The 16,649-nt window shown below is 67.6% G+C and carries 26 protein-coding genes; 1 reads left to right on the forward strand and 25 read right to left on the reverse strand.

Annotation, left to right across the window (positions count from 1 at the left end; translation table 11 throughout):
• Nucleotides 1-12: 12 nt before the first annotated feature.
• Both Afe05nite_RS09215 and Afe05nite_RS09220 read right to left on the reverse strand, forming a co-directional pair.
• Nucleotides 13-1,659 carry an ABC-F family ATP-binding cassette domain-containing protein gene (locus Afe05nite_RS09215; protein ID WP_203816558.1) on the reverse strand — a complete coding sequence of 549 codons (1,647 nt, stop codon included), beginning with the start codon at nucleotides 1,657-1,659 and terminating at the stop codon, nucleotides 13-15.
• A 33-nt stretch (nucleotides 1,660-1,692) separates the two neighbouring features.
• Entirely contained in the window at nucleotides 1,693-2,307 is a 615-nt protein-coding gene (locus Afe05nite_RS09220) for a class I SAM-dependent methyltransferase (protein WP_203816559.1), read from the reverse strand.
• 96 nt (nucleotides 2,308-2,403) lie between these two features.
• On the opposite strand from Afe05nite_RS09220, the gene Afe05nite_RS09225 reads away from it, so the two are divergent.
• Nucleotides 2,404-3,225, forward strand: a complete 822-nt coding sequence (locus Afe05nite_RS09225) for a hypothetical protein (RefSeq protein WP_203816560.1) — start codon at nucleotides 2,404-2,406, stop codon at nucleotides 3,223-3,225.
• A 9-nt stretch (nucleotides 3,226-3,234) separates the two neighbouring features.
• Here the strand turns inward: Afe05nite_RS09225 and truA are convergent, their stop codons facing one another.
• From truA to rplN, 23 genes are all read right to left on the reverse strand, one after another.
• Nucleotides 3,235-4,050 carry a tRNA pseudouridine(38-40) synthase TruA gene (gene truA / locus Afe05nite_RS09230; RefSeq protein ID WP_203816561.1) on the reverse strand — a complete coding sequence of 272 codons (816 nt, stop codon included), beginning with the start codon at nucleotides 4,048-4,050 and terminating at the stop codon, nucleotides 3,235-3,237.
• 127 nt (nucleotides 4,051-4,177) lie between these two features.
• Complete coding sequence (rplQ, locus tag Afe05nite_RS09235) at nucleotides 4,178-4,759, reverse strand: 50S ribosomal protein L17 (protein ID WP_203816562.1); 582 nt, start codon at nucleotides 4,757-4,759, stop codon at nucleotides 4,178-4,180.
• Nucleotides 4,760-4,835: 76 nt separating this feature from the next.
• Entirely contained in the window at nucleotides 4,836-5,858 is a 1,023-nt protein-coding gene (locus tag Afe05nite_RS09240; protein WP_203816563.1) for a DNA-directed RNA polymerase subunit alpha, read from the reverse strand.
• A gap of 96 nt (nucleotides 5,859-5,954) precedes the next feature.
• Entirely contained in the window at nucleotides 5,955-6,581 is a 627-nt protein-coding gene (rpsD, locus tag Afe05nite_RS09245) for a 30S ribosomal protein S4 (protein WP_203816564.1), read from the reverse strand.
• 16 nt (nucleotides 6,582-6,597) lie between these two features.
• Entirely contained in the window at nucleotides 6,598-7,005 is a 408-nt protein-coding gene (rpsK, locus tag Afe05nite_RS09250) for a 30S ribosomal protein S11 (protein WP_014440747.1), read from the reverse strand.
• Between the two features lie 17 nt (nucleotides 7,006-7,022).
• Entirely contained in the window at nucleotides 7,023-7,403 is a 381-nt protein-coding gene (gene rpsM, locus Afe05nite_RS09255) for a 30S ribosomal protein S13 (RefSeq protein ID WP_203816565.1), read from the reverse strand.
• 154 nt (nucleotides 7,404-7,557) lie between these two features.
• Nucleotides 7,558-7,674 (reverse strand): 50S ribosomal protein L36, encoded by a 117-nt coding sequence (gene rpmJ / locus Afe05nite_RS09260; protein WP_015619018.1) that lies wholly within the window; start codon nucleotides 7,672-7,674, stop codon nucleotides 7,558-7,560.
• 45 nt (nucleotides 7,675-7,719) lie between these two features.
• Entirely contained in the window at nucleotides 7,720-7,941 is a 222-nt protein-coding gene (gene infA, locus Afe05nite_RS09265; RefSeq protein ID WP_007073013.1) for a translation initiation factor IF-1, read from the reverse strand.
• Between the two features lie 234 nt (nucleotides 7,942-8,175).
• Nucleotides 8,176-8,817, reverse strand: a complete 642-nt coding sequence (locus Afe05nite_RS09270; protein WP_239117669.1) for a DUF1707 SHOCT-like domain-containing protein — start codon at nucleotides 8,815-8,817, stop codon at nucleotides 8,176-8,178.
• Between the two features lie 14 nt (nucleotides 8,818-8,831).
• Nucleotides 8,832-9,302: a DUF1707 SHOCT-like domain-containing protein gene (locus Afe05nite_RS09275; RefSeq protein ID WP_239117670.1), complete on the reverse strand. Its 471-nt coding sequence runs from the start codon at nucleotides 9,300-9,302 to the stop codon at nucleotides 8,832-8,834.
• 43 nt (nucleotides 9,303-9,345) lie between these two features.
• Nucleotides 9,346-10,179, reverse strand: coding sequence for a type I methionyl aminopeptidase (map, locus tag Afe05nite_RS09280; protein ID WP_203816566.1), 834 nt, complete (start codon nucleotides 10,177-10,179; stop codon nucleotides 9,346-9,348).
• Between the two features lies 1 nt (nucleotide 10,180).
• Nucleotides 10,181-10,834: an adenylate kinase gene (locus Afe05nite_RS09285; RefSeq protein ID WP_020513606.1), complete on the reverse strand. Its 654-nt coding sequence runs from the start codon at nucleotides 10,832-10,834 to the stop codon at nucleotides 10,181-10,183.
• 68 nt (nucleotides 10,835-10,902) lie between these two features.
• Complete coding sequence (secY, locus tag Afe05nite_RS09290) at nucleotides 10,903-12,249, reverse strand: preprotein translocase subunit SecY (RefSeq protein ID WP_203816567.1); 1,347 nt, start codon at nucleotides 12,247-12,249, stop codon at nucleotides 10,903-10,905.
• Nucleotides 12,250-12,492: 243 nt separating this feature from the next.
• A complete protein-coding gene (gene rplO, locus Afe05nite_RS09295; RefSeq protein WP_203816568.1) occupies nucleotides 12,493-12,936 on the reverse strand; it encodes a 50S ribosomal protein L15 in 444 nt (147 codons plus the stop codon).
• Nucleotides 12,936-13,118 carry a 50S ribosomal protein L30 gene (gene rpmD / locus Afe05nite_RS09300; RefSeq protein WP_023358201.1) on the reverse strand — a complete coding sequence of 61 codons (183 nt, stop codon included), beginning with the start codon at nucleotides 13,116-13,118 and terminating at the stop codon, nucleotides 12,936-12,938. Before rpmD ends, rplO begins: the two co-directional genes overlap by 1 nt.
• Entirely contained in the window at nucleotides 13,118-13,741 is a 624-nt protein-coding gene (gene rpsE / locus Afe05nite_RS09305; protein WP_203816569.1) for a 30S ribosomal protein S5, read from the reverse strand. Before rpsE ends, rpmD begins: the two co-directional genes overlap by 1 nt.
• 13 nt (nucleotides 13,742-13,754) lie before the next feature.
• Nucleotides 13,755-14,150: a 50S ribosomal protein L18 gene (rplR, locus tag Afe05nite_RS09310; RefSeq protein ID WP_275407455.1), complete on the reverse strand. Its 396-nt coding sequence runs from the start codon at nucleotides 14,148-14,150 to the stop codon at nucleotides 13,755-13,757.
• Nucleotides 14,147-14,686: a 50S ribosomal protein L6 gene (gene rplF, locus Afe05nite_RS09315; protein ID WP_203816570.1), complete on the reverse strand. Its 540-nt coding sequence runs from the start codon at nucleotides 14,684-14,686 to the stop codon at nucleotides 14,147-14,149. Before rplF ends, rplR begins: the two co-directional genes overlap by 4 nt.
• A 14-nt stretch (nucleotides 14,687-14,700) precedes the next feature.
• On the reverse strand, nucleotides 14,701-15,108 hold the full coding sequence (gene rpsH, locus Afe05nite_RS09320; protein WP_203816571.1) for a 30S ribosomal protein S8: 408 nt from the start codon (nucleotides 15,106-15,108) through the stop codon (nucleotides 14,701-14,703).
• 73 nt (nucleotides 15,109-15,181) lie between these two features.
• Entirely contained in the window at nucleotides 15,182-15,367 is a 186-nt protein-coding gene (locus Afe05nite_RS09325; protein WP_020513598.1) for a type Z 30S ribosomal protein S14, read from the reverse strand.
• A gap of 2 nt (nucleotides 15,368-15,369) precedes the next feature.
• Nucleotides 15,370-15,939: a 50S ribosomal protein L5 gene (gene rplE, locus Afe05nite_RS09330; protein WP_203816572.1), complete on the reverse strand. Its 570-nt coding sequence runs from the start codon at nucleotides 15,937-15,939 to the stop codon at nucleotides 15,370-15,372.
• Entirely contained in the window at nucleotides 15,939-16,259 is a 321-nt protein-coding gene (gene rplX / locus Afe05nite_RS09335; RefSeq protein ID WP_203730306.1) for a 50S ribosomal protein L24, read from the reverse strand. The genes rplE and rplX overlap by 1 nt, the downstream gene beginning before the upstream one ends.
• Nucleotides 16,256-16,624: a 50S ribosomal protein L14 gene (rplN, locus tag Afe05nite_RS09340; RefSeq protein ID WP_023358185.1), complete on the reverse strand. Its 369-nt coding sequence runs from the start codon at nucleotides 16,622-16,624 to the stop codon at nucleotides 16,256-16,258. Before rplN ends, rplX begins: the two co-directional genes overlap by 4 nt.
• Between the last annotated feature and the right edge of the window lie 25 nt (nucleotides 16,625-16,649).

Here is a 16,649-nt window from a genome sequence, read left to right on the forward strand (position 1 = left end):
AGCCGCTCCGCGCTAGCGCACGTCCCAGACCGGCTCGGGCGTCTCCACCACCTCGCCGTCGCTCTGGAACAGCACGAACCGGTCGAAGGAGCGGGTGAACCAGCGGTCGTGGGTGACCGCCATCACCGTGCCCTCGAACATCCGCAGCCCCTCTTCCAGGGCTTCCGCCGAGGCCATGTCCAGGTTGTCGGTCGGTTCGTCGAGCAACAGAAGTGTCGCCCCGGACAACTCGAGCATCAGCACCAGGAAGCGCGCCTGCTGCCCACCGGAGAGGGTGCCGAACCGCTGGTCGCCCTGCCCGGCCAGCTCGTACCGGTTGAGCGCCTTCATCGCCCCCGCCCGGTCCATTCCGGACCGATGGTCGTCGCCCCGCCAGAGAATCTCGACGAGGGTACGTTCGACCAGCTCAGGCCGATCGTGGGTCTGCGAGAAGTGGCCCGGTCGCACGCGCGCGCCGAGGCGGGCCACGCCGCCGTGCGCGACATAGGCGAGCGGCGCCCCGTCGACCGGTTTGTTCTCCGCGTCGGGGTCCGAGCCGCCGGCCGCGAGCAGGCGCAGGAAGTGCGATTTCCCGGTGCCGTTGGCGCCGAGCACAGCGACCCGATCGCCGTACCAAATCTCCAGATCAAAGGGGAATGTGAGATTTTCCAATTCGAGCTGCTCGCAGATCACCGAGCGCTTCCCGGTGCGCCCGCCCCGCAGATTCATCCGCAGTGACTGCTCCTTGGGCGGCAGCGGCGGCGGACCGGCCTCCTCGAACCTGCGGAGCCGGGTCTGCGCGGATTGATACCGCGACGCCATGTCGGAGTTGTAGGCGGCCTTCTGCTTGTACATCAGCATCAGCTCGCGCAGCTTCTGATGCTCCTCGTCCCAGCGCCGGCGGTTCTCCTCGAGCTTCTCGTGCCGGTTGACGCGCGCCTCGTGCCAGGAGGCGAAGCCGCCCGGATGGGTCCACGCGCCGCCGCCCTCGACCGCCACCACCCGATCGGCGGTCTGCGCCAGCAGCTCCCGATCGTGGGAGACGAAGAGCACCGACTTCGCCGACTCCTTGAGCCGTTGCTCGAGCCAGCGCTTGCCGGGCACGTCGAGGAAGTTGTCCGGCTCGTCGAGCAGCAGCACCTCGTCCCGGCCGCGTAGCAACAGATCGAGGGCGAACCGTTTCTGCTGGCCACCGGAGAGTGTCCGCACCGGACGGTGCCGCACCTGATCCCAGGTCTTGTCGAGGATCGCGACCGCCACCGTGTCGAAGAGGACCTCGGCCTCATAGCCACCCACCTCACCCCAGTGCGCGAGGGCATTGGCGTAACCGAGCTGGGTGCGCTCGGTCTCGTCGAGGGCCGCCGCGGCCGCGGCGAGCTTCGCACCGGCGGCGCGCAGGGGCGGTTCGACAAGCGAAAGAGCCAGATCCGCAAGCGTACGGTCGTCGCCGATCATGCCGATGAACTGCCGCATCACGCCCAGTCCACCGGACCGCGCGATGCTTCCGGACTGGGTCGGCAGATCGCCGGCGACCAGACGCAGCAGCGTGGTCTTACCGGCGCCGTTCGGCCCGACCAGCGCGACCTTGGCGCCCTCACCGACCCGGAACGACACGTCGGCGAACAGCTCCCGGCCGTCGGGCAGCACGAACCCGGCTCCGGCGACATCCACGTAACCCATGGGCAGCCATTCTTCCGGGCGCGGGACGAAAGGTCAGCCGGTTTTCCGGCTCACCTTCAGCACCCGGAACCCCTTCTGGCTGGCGACGCGCACGACGTCCCAGCCGAGCCCGACGAGCCAGGCGTGCAGCGAGTCGCCGCCGAGATTGCGGTTGATCACCAGCCAGGCCGTTCCCCCCGGGGCGAGCCGGGGAAGCCAGCGTTCCATGATCGCGTGCAACTCGGCCTTGCCGACGTGGGTGGGCGGGTTGCTCCAGATCTGCTCGAACACCACGTCATCGGGCACCTCGTCGGGTCCGGCCACGAACAGCCGGCCGGTCAGGCCCAGCCGTCCCGCGTTCTCCGCGGTGAGCTCGCGGGCCCGCGAGTTGACGTCGACCGCCCACACGGTGGCCTGCGGCGACTCGGTGGCCAGCACACTCGCGATCGGCCCGTAGCCGCAGCCGAGGTCGAGGAAGACACCGGTGGTCGCGGCGTCGGGCAGGCCACCCTTACGCAGCAGCACGGCCGTGCCCGGGTCGAGCCGGCCGGCCGAGAAGACACCGGACGCCACGACCAGCGTGTAGTCGCGGCCGGCGACGCTGAACTCGATCTCCCCCCGCTGGGCCGGCGCGGACGGTTCGGCGCTGAAGTAATGCTCGGCGGTCACCCCGCCAGTCTGCCGCCGGGAAAACGGGCGACGCCCGGCGGGGTGCCGCACATGTTGTGCGTCCGTCGAGGCCCGTTCGCTTTTAACTTTCGATGCATGCTGTACGGGACCCCGCTCCACTCCGAACACCGCATGACCGCGCACGGCGGCCTCGCGCTGTTCGTCCGTGGCGTGGACGGCACCACCGGCCAGCATCGGCCCGCGCCGCGTACCCCGAACCGGCGGCAACGCCGGCGGGCGCCGCGCGAGCCGGAACGCACCGCGCAGTTGCTGGTCCGCGGGCTGGCCGCGCTGATCCTGCTCGGCCTGGTGGTGATGACCGCGTTCTTCGCGCTGGGCGGCGATCGCCGGCCGGACGCCGAGGCCGCCACCGGGCCGAGGACCGATCCGCTCGCCTCCCGCTCGGTCGACACCGCGCCGCTCACGATCGAGGAAGTCTTCCCCGATCGGCGGGAGGTGCGGCCGCCCGCGGCCCGGCCCTACCGCATCACGACGACCCACACCGACACCGACTGCCGGACGGCCACCACCGGGGCGCTGGGCGCGCTGCTGGTCGCGCACGGCTGCAGCCAGGTGGTCCGGGGCGGGACCACGGCGCCGTACGACGGTTACGAGGTGACGACCGGACTGTTCAACCTGGCCGACGAGGCGGGCGCGAACCAGGTCGACGACCAGTTGCGGCACCTGGTGGAGACCGGGGACGGCGGTTTCGCGACGCTGCCGGCCACCCGGGGCACGCTGCCGACATCCCAGGTCGGTTGGAACGCCACCGGTCACTACCTGCTCTACTGCGTGATCACTCGGACCGACGGGAAGCTGGTGACCAGCGACGACCCGGTAGGTGAGCGGATCACCGCCGAGCTGGTCGACTCCTACCTGGTCACGATGCTGGCCCGGCGGAGCGGCAACACGGCTTAGGGGTGCGGTCTAGGCACGCATCCGGCGGGTGGTGTCGGCGCGAGTCGCGTACTCGGCCTCGGCGGGATAACCGACCGCGATCAGGGTGAGGCCGTGCGCGGGTGCGACGGTCACCTCGCTGGATCGTTCCCTGAGCTCGAGCAGGTTGCCGGGCCATTCGACCGGGCGCCGGCCGTCCCCCACCGCGAGCATGCCACCGACCAGGCTGCGCACCATCGACTGGCAGAAGGCGTCGGCCTGCACGGTCGCCACACAGATCCCGTCCGGATCGCGGCGCCAGTCGAGCCGGGTGATCGCCCGCACCGTGGTCGCGTGTTCCTTGCGCTTGCAGTAGGCCGCGTAGTCGTGCTCCCCCACCAGGGCGTACGCGGCGGCGTTGAGCCGGTCCACATCGAGCGGGCGGACCCAGCCGAGCGTGTCGTACCGACGCAACGGCTCGGGTCCCCACGGTGTGTCGGCGACCCGGTATTCGTACCGCCGGAAGGTCGCGGAGAACCGGGCGTCGAAAGTGTCCGGCACCGGGGTGACCGCGCGCACCCGGGCGTCCGGCGGCATCAGGGCCGCGAGTCGACGCAGCAGCGAGGCCTCGAGCTCCGTCCACTGCTCCGACCGGATGTCCACGTGGCACACCTGCCCGGTCGCGTGCACGCCGGCGTCGGTTCGGCCGGCCACGGTCAGTCCGAGCGGCGTCTCCGCACCCAGGAGCCGGCCCAGTGCCTCGGTCAGTGCCCCGGCGACCGTCCGCCGGCCCGGCTGCACCGCCCACCCCGAGAACTCGGCCCCGTCGTAGGAGACGTCGAGTCTCAACCGGATGGATTCCCTCACGCGAAACGCCCCTCTTCGGCGGTGGCCCACGACGGCGCTGGGGCGGTCGTGGCGGCACTCGTCCCGATTCCGTACTCAAAAAAAGAGCGCCCGGCACCACAGGGGTGCCGGGCGCTCCTCGCGTTACTTACGCCTTGGCGTCTTTCTCGTCCAGGTCTTCGCCTTCGGCCTTGTCGCCGGGGCCTTCGGCACCCTTGTCGCCGGACGCGTTCACCGGCGGCTCGGAGTCCTGGTCGTCGGACTTGGCCACGGGGGCCTCGTCCTCGCGAGCAAGCGCCTCGACCTTGTCCTGCTGCGCGGCGGCCTTGCGGGCGGTCGTCGACTTGGCGGGCGCGGTGGTGGCCGCGACCTGCAGCTCCTCGACCAGCTCGATGACCGCCATCGGAGCGGCGTCGCCCTTGCGCGGGCCGGTCTTGGTGATCCGGGTGTAGCCACCCGGCCGGTTGCCGTACCGCGGAGCGATCTGCTCGAACAGGGCGTACACGACGTCCTTGTCCTTCACGGTGGCCAGGACCCGGCGACGGGAGTGCAGGTCGCCGCGCTTGGCCTTCGTGATGAGCTGCTCAGCCAGCGGGCGCAGCCGCTTGGCCTTCGTCTCGGTGGTCTTGATCTTCCCGTGCCGGAAGAGCTCGGTGGCCAGGTTGGCCAGGATGAGCTTCTCGTGCGACGGGCTACCGCCGAGGCGGGGACCCTTGGTGGGCGTGGGCATTTTCGGATGCTCCTTGGTTATTTTTCGACCGTGCAGTGCGGCGAAGCCGCCTCGGCAACTCAGCCGGCAGCGGGGGTTACAGCTGCTCGGTCTCGCGGTAGTCGTCGGTGTCGTAATCCACGTCGCCGAACGAGTCCACGACGTGCGCGGGGTCGAAGGACGGCGCGCTGTCCTTGAGGCCCAGGCCCATGCCGGCGAGCTTCATCTTGACCTCGTCGATGGACTTCTGGCCGAAGTTCCGGATGTCCAGAAGGTCGGCCTCCGTACGCCCTATCAACTCGCCCACGCTGTTGATGCCCTCGCGCTTGAGGCAGTTGTACGACCGGACCGTGAGGTCCAGCTCCTCGATCGGCAGGGCCAGGTCGGCAGCGAGCTGCGCGTCCTGCGGCGACGGGCCGATGTCGATGCCCTCGGCGGTCTCGTCCAGCTCGCGGCAGAGACCGAACAGCTCGACCAGGGTCGAACCGGCGGACGCCAGCGCGGTGCGGGGCGAGATGGACGCCTTCGACTCGACGTCGATGATCAGGCGGTCGAAGTCGGTGCGCTGCTCGACACGGGTCGCCTCGACGCGGTAGGTCACCTTCATGACCGGCGAGTAGATCGAGTCGACCGGGATGCGGCCGATCTCGGCGCCGGAGTTCTTGTTCTGCGCCGCCGTGACATAGCCACGGCCCCGCTCGACGGTGAGCTCCATGTCGAGCCGGCCCTTGCTGTTGAGCGTGGCCAGCTTCAGATCGGGGTTGTGCACGGAGACACCGGCCGGGGGCTGGATGTCACCGGCGGTGACGTCGCCCGGGCCCTGCTTGCGCAGGTACATGCTGACCGGCTCGTCGTGCTCGGAGCTGACGGTGAGCTCCTTGACGTTCATGACCAGCTCGACCACGTCCTCCTTGACACCGGGGATCGTGGTGAACTCGTGCAGCACGCCGTCGATCTTGATGCTGGTGACCGCCGCGCCCGGGATGGACGACAGCAGGGTCCGCCGCAGCGAGTTGCCGAGGGTGTAGCCGAAACCCGGCTCCAGAGGCTCGATGGTGAACCGGGAGCGGGTCTCCGAGATCGACTCCTCCGAGAGGGTCGGTCGCTGGCTGATGAGCACGCGCTTCTTCTTTCTGTCAGGCCACCCACTATTTGACGGCCATCGGTTTTGCTGCTTCGGGAGGCCGACGCGGACGCCGGCCTCCCGAAAAAAGCCTTACTTGGAGTAAAGCTCGACGATCAGCTGCTCCTGGACCTGCGTGTCGATGACAGCGCGGGCCGGGAGCGAGTGAACCAGGATCTTCATCTCGGTCGGGATCGGCTCGAGCCACGCCGGAACCGGACGCTGGCCGGCCTGAGCCTGGGCGACGACGAAGGGGGTCATCTCCTTCGACTTCTCCCGGGTCGTGACGATGTCGTGCTCCTTGACGCGGTACGACGGGATGTCGACCTTCACGCCGTTGACCAGGAAGTGGCCGTGCTTGACCAGCTGCCGGGCCATGTCCCGGGACTGCGCGAGGCCGGCCCGGTAGACGACGTTGTCGAGACGCGACTCGAGGATCTGCAGCAGCACCTCACCGGTCTTGCCGGGCTTGGTGACAGCCTCCTCGTAGTAACCGCGGAACTGCTTCTCGAGCACGCCGTAGACGCGGCGGGCCTTCTGCTTCTCGCGGTGCTGGAGCAGGTACTCGGTCTCCTTCGTGCGACCGCGGCCGTGCTGGCCGGGCGGGAAGGGACGCGACTCGAACGGGCACTTCGGCCCATCGCACTTGCTGCCCTTGAGGAACAGCTTCATCTTCTCGCGGCGGCAGCGCTTGCAGTCCGCACCTGTGTAACGAGCCATTGCTTCTGTCTCTCCCCTAGACCCGACGACGCTTAGGCGGACGGCATCCGTTGTGCGGCTGCGGCGTGACGTCGGAGATCTGTCCGACCTCGAGGCCGGCGGCCTGCAGCGAACGGATCGCGGTCTCCCGGCCGGAACCGGGGCCCTTGACGAACACGTCGACCTTGCGCATGCCGTGCTCCATCGCCCGACGAGCGGCGGCCTCGGCGGCCAGCTGCGCGGCGAACGGGGTCGACTTGCGGGAGCCCTTGAAGCCCACCTGGCCGGACGAGGCCCAGGAGATGACCGCACCGGTCGGGTCGGTGATCGACACGATGGTGTTGTTGAAGGTGCTCTTGATGTGCGCCTGCCCGTGGGCGACGTTCTTGCGTTCCTTGCGCCGGACCTTCTTTACTGCGGCCCCTGCGCGTGCCTTCGGTGGCATAAGTCAGTGCGCTCCTATTACTTCCGACCGGGCTTCTTCTTACCGGCGACCGTGCGCTTCGGGCCCTTACGCGTACGCGCGTTGGTCCGGGTGCGCTGACCCCGCACGGGGAGACCCCGGCGGTGGCGGATGCCGGCATAGCAGCCGATCTCAACCTTGCGGCGGATGTCCGCGGCGACCTCGCGGCGAAGGTCACCTTCAACCTTGAAATTGCCCTCGATGTACTCGCGGAGCTGGACCAGCTCCTCGTCCGTGAGGTCCTTGGCCCGCTTGTTCAGGTCAATCGCGGTTGCGGTCAGCGCCTCGACCGAACGAGTGCGACCGATCCCGTAGATGTAGGTGAGCGCGATCTCCATCCGCTTCTCGCGGGGCAGATCGACGCCGACGAGTCTTGCCATAAGTGGGCGTACTCCTCGAAATCACTCGGAGGTCTGTGCCCGTCCCACCCCGCCTGCCCAGGCGGGCCCTGGCCTCCGACCAGGGGTACGACCATCTTGACGACGGCTGGGACGAGCTTGTGTACGTTGCCGGATCTGGCAGCGCGGCCGGGACTCAGCCCTGGCGCTGCTTGTGGCGCGCGTCGGTCTTGCAGATGACCATGACGCGACCGTGCCGCCGGATGACCCGGCAGTTGTTGCAGATCCGCTTGACGCTCGGCTTGACCTTCACGGTTTGCCTTAACTCTCTAAACGGACGGGACGACCCCCGCCCTAGCTACTTGTAGCGGTAGACGATGCGTCCCCGGGTCAGGTCGTACGGCGAGAGCTCGACGACGACTCGGTCCTCGGGAAGGATGCGAATGTAGTGCTGACGCATCTTGCCTGAGATGTGTGCGAGTACTTTGTGACCATTCGCGAGCTCCACGCGGAACATTGCGTTCGGCAGGGGCTCGATCACTCGGCCCTCGATCTCGATGGCTCCGTCTTTCTTGGGCATGTCCTCCGCTACCTGACACTGGGGTTCGGGGCTAGCATGCAACGCCATACCCGAGCTGTTTACGGCTCGGACCAGCCGCGGCACCCGCTCATCCTCGAAGCGCTGAAGACATGCGGGAGTGGACGCTGCGCGCCAGCTAGCCAGTGTACGCGCGCCTCATCGGCACACCAAACTGAGGTGTCCCTGACCCGAACTCGGGTGTGTCGACGCCGCCAGAATGCGACAAAGGGACACTTACTGCCCTGGACGACGCGGCTTCGGCGCCAGATCGCCCCGCGCCGTCGCCTCGGCGATGAACGCCTTGCGTTCTTCCTTGCTCGGATTCACCGGCAACTCGCCGGCCGCGATCGCCCGCCGGTAGAGCTCCTTGCGCTCCAGCTTGTGCTCCCGCAACTGCCGGCGATGCTCGGCCTCGGCCGCATAGTTCCGCGGCTCCCCCTTGGCCAGGCCCGACACGGTGCGGAACAGCAGCACGATCCCCCAGGGGCCGATCACCCAGGCCGGCCAGAAATAGGTGTCGTCGCTCCCGGTGCCGTAACTGATCCCCCAGATCAGCGTCAGGATCGCCGCGACCCTCACCCAGCCCGCCCAGACGTGCACCAGCCAGGCCCGGGCGTCGCCGCCGCCCGCCGCCGTCGCTGCCGTCGCCACCGGCGACACCGGCGACGCGAGCGGCACGACCGGTGCGGCGTTCGGGAGATCGTTCAACAAGCGGTCGAGATCGGCATAGGTCTTGGCCGCGTACGCGTCCCGCAGGCGCTCGTCGTACTCGGCGAGATCCAGTCGTCCCTCGTCGAGCGCGCTCTTCAACTGGTCCGCGACCTGCTGGCGGTCGGCGTCAGCGGCCCGCAACTGCTCCCGGCTCATGTCTGCCATGGTGCCGTCCCCGGTCAACGGTTGCGATCGCGGCGGCGGTCCCGGCTGCGGTCCCGACCCCGATCACCGAGCGCCTGGCCGGAGACCAGGAAAATCAACGGAATCAACGTCCAGATCGGCCAGAAGTACGTCAGGTGGCCGGCGCTCGCACTCGTGATCGCCCAGATCACCACACAGACCAGGACCACACTGCCGTACGGACCGGTCCAGTGCAGGATCTGACGCCCCAGGGAGCGCTCGGGCTGCCCCGCACCCGCCGGGGCCGGTGTGGCGGCAGGCTGGATCTGAGAGTGCTCAACGGGGCGGGTGCCCGGCAGGTCGACAAGCAACCCGTCGAGGTCGGCAAAAGTCTTGGCGGCATAGGCACGCTGGAGCCGCTCGTCATATTCACCCAGGTCGAGACGACCCTCGTCGAGCGCCGACTTCAACTGCTCCGCGACCGCCTTGCGGTCACCGTCGCCGGCCCGCATGTCCTCCCGACCCATGAGTCCCAGCATGCCCGATGGCCACTCGAACCGGTAGGCCAGGTCAGGGCTGACGGGACGTGACCAGCTCTCCCAGCCGCGCCCGGCCGCCGTCGACCGCGGTGGTCACCCAGACCCCGTCCTCGAGCAGGCACATGGTGTGCTCGACGTGAGCTGCGATCGAAGCGTCCCGGGTGACGACGGTCCAGCCGTCGGACAGCTCCTGGGTGCGCGGCGAGCCCAGCGTGATCATCGGCTCGATGGCCAGGCACAACCCCGGGACCAGGCGCGGGCCCTTGCCCGGCTTGCCATGGTTGAGCACGTGCGGGTCCTGGTGCATCTCGGTGCCGATGCCGTGCCCGCCGTAGCCGTCGACGATGCCGTACCGACCCGCCTTGCGGACCGCCTTCTCCACGTTGAACGAGACGTCGGTGAGCCGGCCCCGGCCGTTCGCGGCGCCGCGGGCCGCGGCGGCGATGCCCGCCCACATGGCGTCCTCGGCGACCTCGGCCATCTTCAGCAGCGCCGGATCGGTCTCGCCGACCCCGACGGTGATCGCCGAGTCGCCGTGCCAGCCGTCCAGGATCGCGCCACAGTCGAGTGAGATCAGGTCGCCCTCGGCGAGTACCTGCTCGGCGCTCGGGATGCCGTGCACCACCTGCTCGTTCACCGAGGCGCAGATCGAAGCCGGGAAGCCGTGGTAGCCCTTGAACGACGGGATGGCGCCGGCGTCACGGATCACCTTCTCCGCGATCGCGTCCAGGTCGGCGGTCGACACTCCGGGTGCCACCGCGTCCCGCATCGCGTCCAGCGCGGCGGCGACGACCAAGCCGGCGCCGCGCATCTTCTCGATCTGTTCGGGAGTCTTCAGCTGAATGTCCAGCTGCGGGCGACGCATGTCAGCCCCCGTACGACCGGAGGGCGTCGATGGCGCGCACCGTGACGTCCTCGACCGGCCCGGTCGCGTCGATTCCCACGAGCTTGCCCTGCGCGCCGAAGAAGTCGACGAGCGGAGCGGTCTTCTCGGCGTACTCCACCAGCCGGTTGGCGATGGTCTCGGCCTTGTCGTCGTCCCGCTGGAACAGCTCCGACCCACAGCGGTCGCAGATGTTCTCCTTGCTCGTCGGATCGAACTCGACGTGCCAGATCTTGCCGCAGCCACGGCAGGTCCGGCGGCCCGACAGCCGCCGGATGACCTCGTCGTCGTCGACCACGAGTTCCATCACGAGGTCGAGGGCGGTGCCGAGGTCGGCCAGCAGCTTGTCCAGCGCCGATGCCTGCGGGACGGTGCGGGGGAAACCGTCGAGCAGGAAGCCGTCACCGGCATCCGGCTCGGCCAGCCGGTCCCGGACCATGTTGATCGTTACTTCGTCCGGAACCAGCTGGCCCGCGTCCATGTAGCGCTTGGCCTCGACGCCGAGCGGCGTGCCCTGAGACACGTTCGCCCGGAAGATGTCACCCGTCGAGATCTTCGGTACGGCCAGGTGCGCGGCGATGAACTCAGCCTGGGTCCCCTTGCCGGCCCCCGGAGGGCCCACCAGTACCAGCCGCACCTACATCGCCTCGCTTCGGTGAGAACGAGAAACTCCAGACGCACGAGCCCCCCGGCTCCGCGTCCCCACTACCGGAGGAACCCTTCGTAGTTGCGCTGCATCAGCTGGCTCTCGATCTGCTTCACCGTCTCCAGGCCCACGCCGACCATGATCAGCACTGCCGTACCACCGAACGGGAAGTTCTGGTACTGCTGCTGATTGAGCCAGATGAAGAAGAAGTTCGGCAGAACCGAGATCACGGCGAGGTAGAGCGCGCCCGCGAGGGTGATCCGACTGAGGATGAAGTCCAGGTAGTCGGCGGTCGGCTTGCCCGGACGGATGCCCGGCACGAACCCACCGTACTTCTTCATGTTGTCCGCGACCTCGGTCGGGTTGAACGTGATCGAGACGTAGAAGTACGTGAAGAAGATGATCAGGAAGAAGTAGACCCCGATGTACAGCATGCTCGTGGGGTCGGCCAGCCACTTCTGGATCCAGAGCTGGTAGCCCGACAGGTTGTTCTTGTCGAAGAACTGCAGGTAGAGCTGCGGCAGGTAGAGCAGCGAGGAACCGAAGATCACCGGGACGACACCGGCTTGGTTGACTTTCAGGGGGATGTAGGTCGAGGTGCCGCCGTACATCCGACGGCCGATCATGCGCTTTGCGTACTGCACGGGGATGCGACGCTGGGCCTGCTCGATGAAGACCACCAGGCAGATGATGACCAGAACCAGACCGATGACCAGGAGGAACTTGGCGACGCCGCTCGTCTCCTTGATCGTCCAGCCCTCGCCGGGAAGGCGGGCTGCGATCGAGGTGAAGATCAGAACGGACATGCCGTTGCCGACGCCGCGGTCGGTGATGAGCTCGCCGAGCCACATCACGACACCGGTGCCGGCGGTCATGGTCAATACGAGGATGCTGAGGGTCAGCCACATCGGCAGCCCGGTGTTCTCCGGGATGATCTGCATCGACGGCTGGCTCTGGTCACAGACGTTGCCGAACAGCTGACCGGTACGCGCGAGCGCCACGAACGCCGACGACTGCAGGATCGCAAGGCCGAGCGTGAGGTACCGGGTGTACTGGGTGATCTTCGCCTGGCCGGACTGGCCCTCCTTGCGGAGCTGCTCGAGGCGAGGGATCACGACGGTGAGCAGCTGCAAGATGATCGACGCGGTGATGTACGGCATGATGCCGAGCGCGAAGACCGACAGGTGCAGCAGAGCACCACCGGAGAAGAGATTCAGCAAGTTCAGCACGCCACCGGCTGCGTCGGCGTCGTTCACAGCCTTCAGACACGTCTGCACGTTGGTGTAGGACACACCAGGGCTGGGCAAGGTGGCACCCAGCCGGTACAGCGCGATGATCGCTACTGTGAACAGCAGTTTCTTGCGCAGGTCAGGCGTCCGGAACGCACTGGTAAAGGCGGAGAGCAACTTCTTCCTCCTGCGCGAGGTAACCGCCGTGTCCGGCGGGTGGGGGACAGGCATCGGTCCGGACGACCGATATCCCTAGCTGGGAACGGACTCTAACAGTCTTAAAGCGCCGCGGGTGAGTGCGGTAGCGCTCACTGCGGGTAGGCATCTTCGCAGCCGGCGAAATGGCTGGTCAGACGCCACAAAGGGGATGCTTGCCCGGACAACGCTTTCTCGGTGTCCGGGCGAGCACCCCCACAAGCCTCACAGCTCGGTGGCGGAACCACCGGCTGCTGCGATCTTCTCCTTGGCCGACTCGCTGAACGCGTGCGCCGAAATGGTCAGCGACACGCCGCCCAGCTCACCCGAGCCCAGAACCTTCACCGGCTGGCCCTTACGGACCGCGCCGGCGTCGACGAGCTCGGACGGGCCGACCTCGCCACCGTTCGGGAACAGCTCGGCGAGCCGGTCCAGGTTCACGACCTGGAAGACGACCTTGTTCTTGTTCTTGAAGCCCTTCAGCTTCGGCAGTCGCATGTGAATGGGCATCTGCCCACCCTCGAAGCGAGCCGGAACCTGGTAACGGGCCTTCGTACCCTTGGTACCGCGACCGGCGGTCTTGCCCTTGGAGCCCTCACCGCGACCCACGCGGGTCTTCGGCGTCTTGGCTCCGGGTGCCGGGCGGAGGTGGTGGACCTTGATCGCCATTACTCGACCTCCTCAACACTTACGAGGTGGTTCACGGCGAAGATCATGCCCCGAATCTCGGGACGGTCCTCCTTGACCACCACATCATTGATCCGCTTCAGCCCGAGCGACCGCAGGGAGTCCCGCTGGTTCTGCTTACGGCCGATTCCGGACCGGAGCTGGGTGACCTTCAAGCGAGCCATCAGCGCACCGCCGCTTCCGCGCGCGCCGCGAGCATGGCCGCGGGGGCCACGTCCTCGACCGGAAGGCCACGGCGAGCCGCGACGGCCTCCGGCGACTCGAGGCCCTTGAGAGCGGCCACGGTCGCGTGCACGATGTTGATCGGGTTCGACGAGCCGAGGCTCTTCGACAGGATGTCGTGGATGCCCGCGCACTCGAGCACGGCACGCACCGGGCCACCGGCGATGACACCGGTACCAGCGGACGCCGGCTTGAGCAGGACGACACCCGCGGCAGCCTCACCGATGATCGGGTGCGGAATGGTCGCACCGATCCGCGGAACCTTGAAGAAGTGCTTCTTGGCCTCCTCGACGCCCTTGGCGATCGCCGCGGGCACCTCCTTGGCCTTTCCGTAGCCGATGCCGACGGTGCCGTCGCCGTCGCCCACGATCACCAGGGCGGTGAAGCTGAAGCGACGACCACCCTTGACGACCTTGGCGACACGGTTGATCGCGACGACCCGCTCGAGATGCGGGGTCTTGTCGACGGGCGCGTTGCCGCGGCCGCCCTCACGGCGGTTGTCCCTGCGGTTGCCACCCTCGGTGTTACCGCCGGACCCGCCGCCTCGGCGCTGCTGACCAGGCATTGGTCAAATCCTCCTAGAACTCGAGTCCGGCTTCGCGGGCAGCAGCCGCAAGCGCGGCGATCCGGCCCGCGTACTTGTTGCCACCACGGTCGAAGACGACCTGGGAAATACCCGCGGCCTTGGCGCGCTCCGCGAGCAGGGCGCCGACCTTGCCGGCCAGGGCGCTCTTGTCACCCTCGTTGCCCCGGATGGAGGCGTCGAGAGAGGAGGCCGAAGCCAGCGTGTGGCCCTTGAGGTCGTCGATGATCTGCGCGGTGATGTGCCGCGAAGAACGGGTGACGACCAGGCGCGGACGCTCGGCAGAACCGCGAACGTTCTTGCGGACCCGGAAGTGCCGACGCGCCTTTCCCACGGCACGCGCAGCGGCGACGCCGCCGCCATTGCGGCGCTTGAGCAGCGTGGCGGTCACTTCTTACCTGCCTTTCCAGCCTTGCGGCGGATGACCTCGCCCTGGTACTTGACGCCCTTGCCCTTGTAGGGCTCCGGCGGGCGGATCTTCCGGATGTTAGCGGCAACCTCACCGACGAGCTGCTTGTCGATGCCCGTGACGGTGAACTGCGTCGGCCGCTCCACCGAGAAGGTGATGCCGGCCGGCGGGACCACGTTCACCGGGTGCGAGAAGCCCAGGGCGAACTCGAGGTCCTTGCCCTTGGCGGTCACGCGGTAACCGGTGCCGTTGATCTCCAGCGTCTTCTTGTAGCCCTCGGTCACGCCCACGATCATGTTGGCGACCAGGGTACGAGAAAGGCCGTGCAGCTCCTTGGCCTTCCGCTCGTCGTTCGGGCGGTTGACGTGCAGCTCGCCACCTTCCTGCGAGACCGTGATCGGCTCGGAGACGGTGTGCGAGAGCTCGCCCTTGGGGCCCTTGACCTTGACGGTCTGCCCCGTGATGGTGACATCGACGCCGGATGGGACCGGGATCGACTTACGTCCGATTCGCGACATGTCAGTAGCTCCCGTTACCAGACGAAGGCGAGGACTTCCCCGCCAACGCTCCGCTTGCGGGCCTGCTTGTCGGTCAGCAGCCCCTGGGACGTCGAAATGATCGCGACGCCCAGGCCGCCGAGCACCCGAGGGAGGTCGTCGGACTTGGCGTACACCCGGAGACCGGGCTTGGAAACGCGCTTGATGCCGGCGAGGCTGCGCTCGCGATTCTGGCCGTACTTGAGCTCTACGACCAGGCTCTTGCCGACAACGCCTTCCTCGGGCTCCTCAGCCGTCCAGGAGGCGATGTAACCCTCGGCCTTGAGGACCTCGGCGATGTTCGCCTTGATCTTCGAGAAGGGCATGGTCACCTTGTCGTGATACGCCTGGTTGGCGTTGCGCAGACGCGTGAGCATGTCTGCGATCGGGTCCGTCATCGTCATGGGTATTCGTCAACCTTTCTCGCCGGGGTTCCCGGATGGGTCCAGGCCTACGGCGAAGCGGTGTTTCTCTCGGTTACCAGGAAGCCTTGGACACGCCGGGCAGCTCACCACGGTGGGCCATGTCCCGCACGCAGACCCGGCAGAGGCCGAACTTGCGGTAAACCGAGTGCGGGCGACCGCACTTCTGGCAGCGGGTGTAGGCACGCACGGCGAACTTCGGCTTCGCGGCCGCCTTGAGGATCAGCGCCTTCTTAGCCATGCTCAGTTCTCCTTGAACGGGAAGCCCAGGAGCTTGAGCAGCGCCCGGCCCTCGTCGTCGGTCGCGGCGGTGGTGACCACCGTGATGTCCATGCCCCGGGTGCGATCGATCCGGTCCTGGTCGATCTCGTGGAACACCGACTGCTCGGTCAGACCGAACGTGTAGTTGCCGTGACCGTCGAGCTTGCGACCGTCGAGCCCGCGGAAGTCACGGATACGCGGCAGCGCGATCGACAGCAGCCGGTCCAGGAACTCCCACATCCGGTCGCCGCGCAGGGTGACCTTCGCGCCGATCGGCATGCCCTCGCGCAGCTTGAACTGGGCGATGGACTTGGTGGCCCGGCGGACCAGCGGCTTCTGGCCGGTGATCGTGGTCAAGTCACGGACCGCGCCGTCGATGAGCTTGGCGTCACGAGCGGCCTCGCCGACACCCATGTTCACGACGACCTTGACCAGGCCGGGGATCTGCATGGGGTTGGCGTAGTTGTACTGCTCCTTGAGCCCGTTCACGACCTCGGCACGGTACTTCTGCTTGAGGCGCGGCAGAGTCTTGGTCTCGGTAGCGGCAGTCATCAGAGTTCCTTACCGGTCGTACGCGCGATACGGACCTTGTTGCCGTTCTCGTCGACCTTGTAGCCGATCCGGGTCGGCTTGCCCTGGTCGTCCACGATCTGCACATTAGAGATGTGGATCGCGGCTTCCTGGGTCACGATGCCGCCGGTCTTCGACCCACGCTGCGTCGTACGGATGCGCTCGTGCTTCTTGACGCGGTTGACGCCCTCGACCAGGACCTTGTCCCGCGTCGGGTAGGCCGCGATGACCTTGCCCTTGGCGCCCTTGTCCTTACCGGCGATGACGACGACCGTGTCGCCCTTCTTGATCTTCACGGTCAGAGCACCTCCGGCGCCAGGCTGATGATCTTCATGAACCGCTTGTCACGCAGCTCGCGGCCGACCGGGCCGAAGATGCGGGTACCGCGGGGGTCCCCGCCGTCCTTGATGATGACGGCGGCGTTCTCGTCGAAGCGGATGTACGAGCCGTCGGGACGCCGACGCTCCTTGGCGGTGCGGACGATGACCGCCTTGACGACGTCACCCTTCTTCACACCGGCGCCGGGGATGGCGTCCTTGACCGTGGCCACGATGACGTCGCCGATGCTCGCGTAGCGGCGGCCGGAGCCACCGAGCACGCGGATGCACAGGATCTCACGTGCACCCGTGTTGTCGGCGACACGCAGTCGCGACTCCTGCTGGATCACTGGGGTCTCCTATGTCTGCCAGTTC

It is taken from the genome of Paractinoplanes ferrugineus (assembly GCF_016862195.1).
GTDB lineage: Bacteria > Actinomycetota > Actinomycetes > Mycobacteriales > Micromonosporaceae > Actinoplanes > Actinoplanes ferrugineus.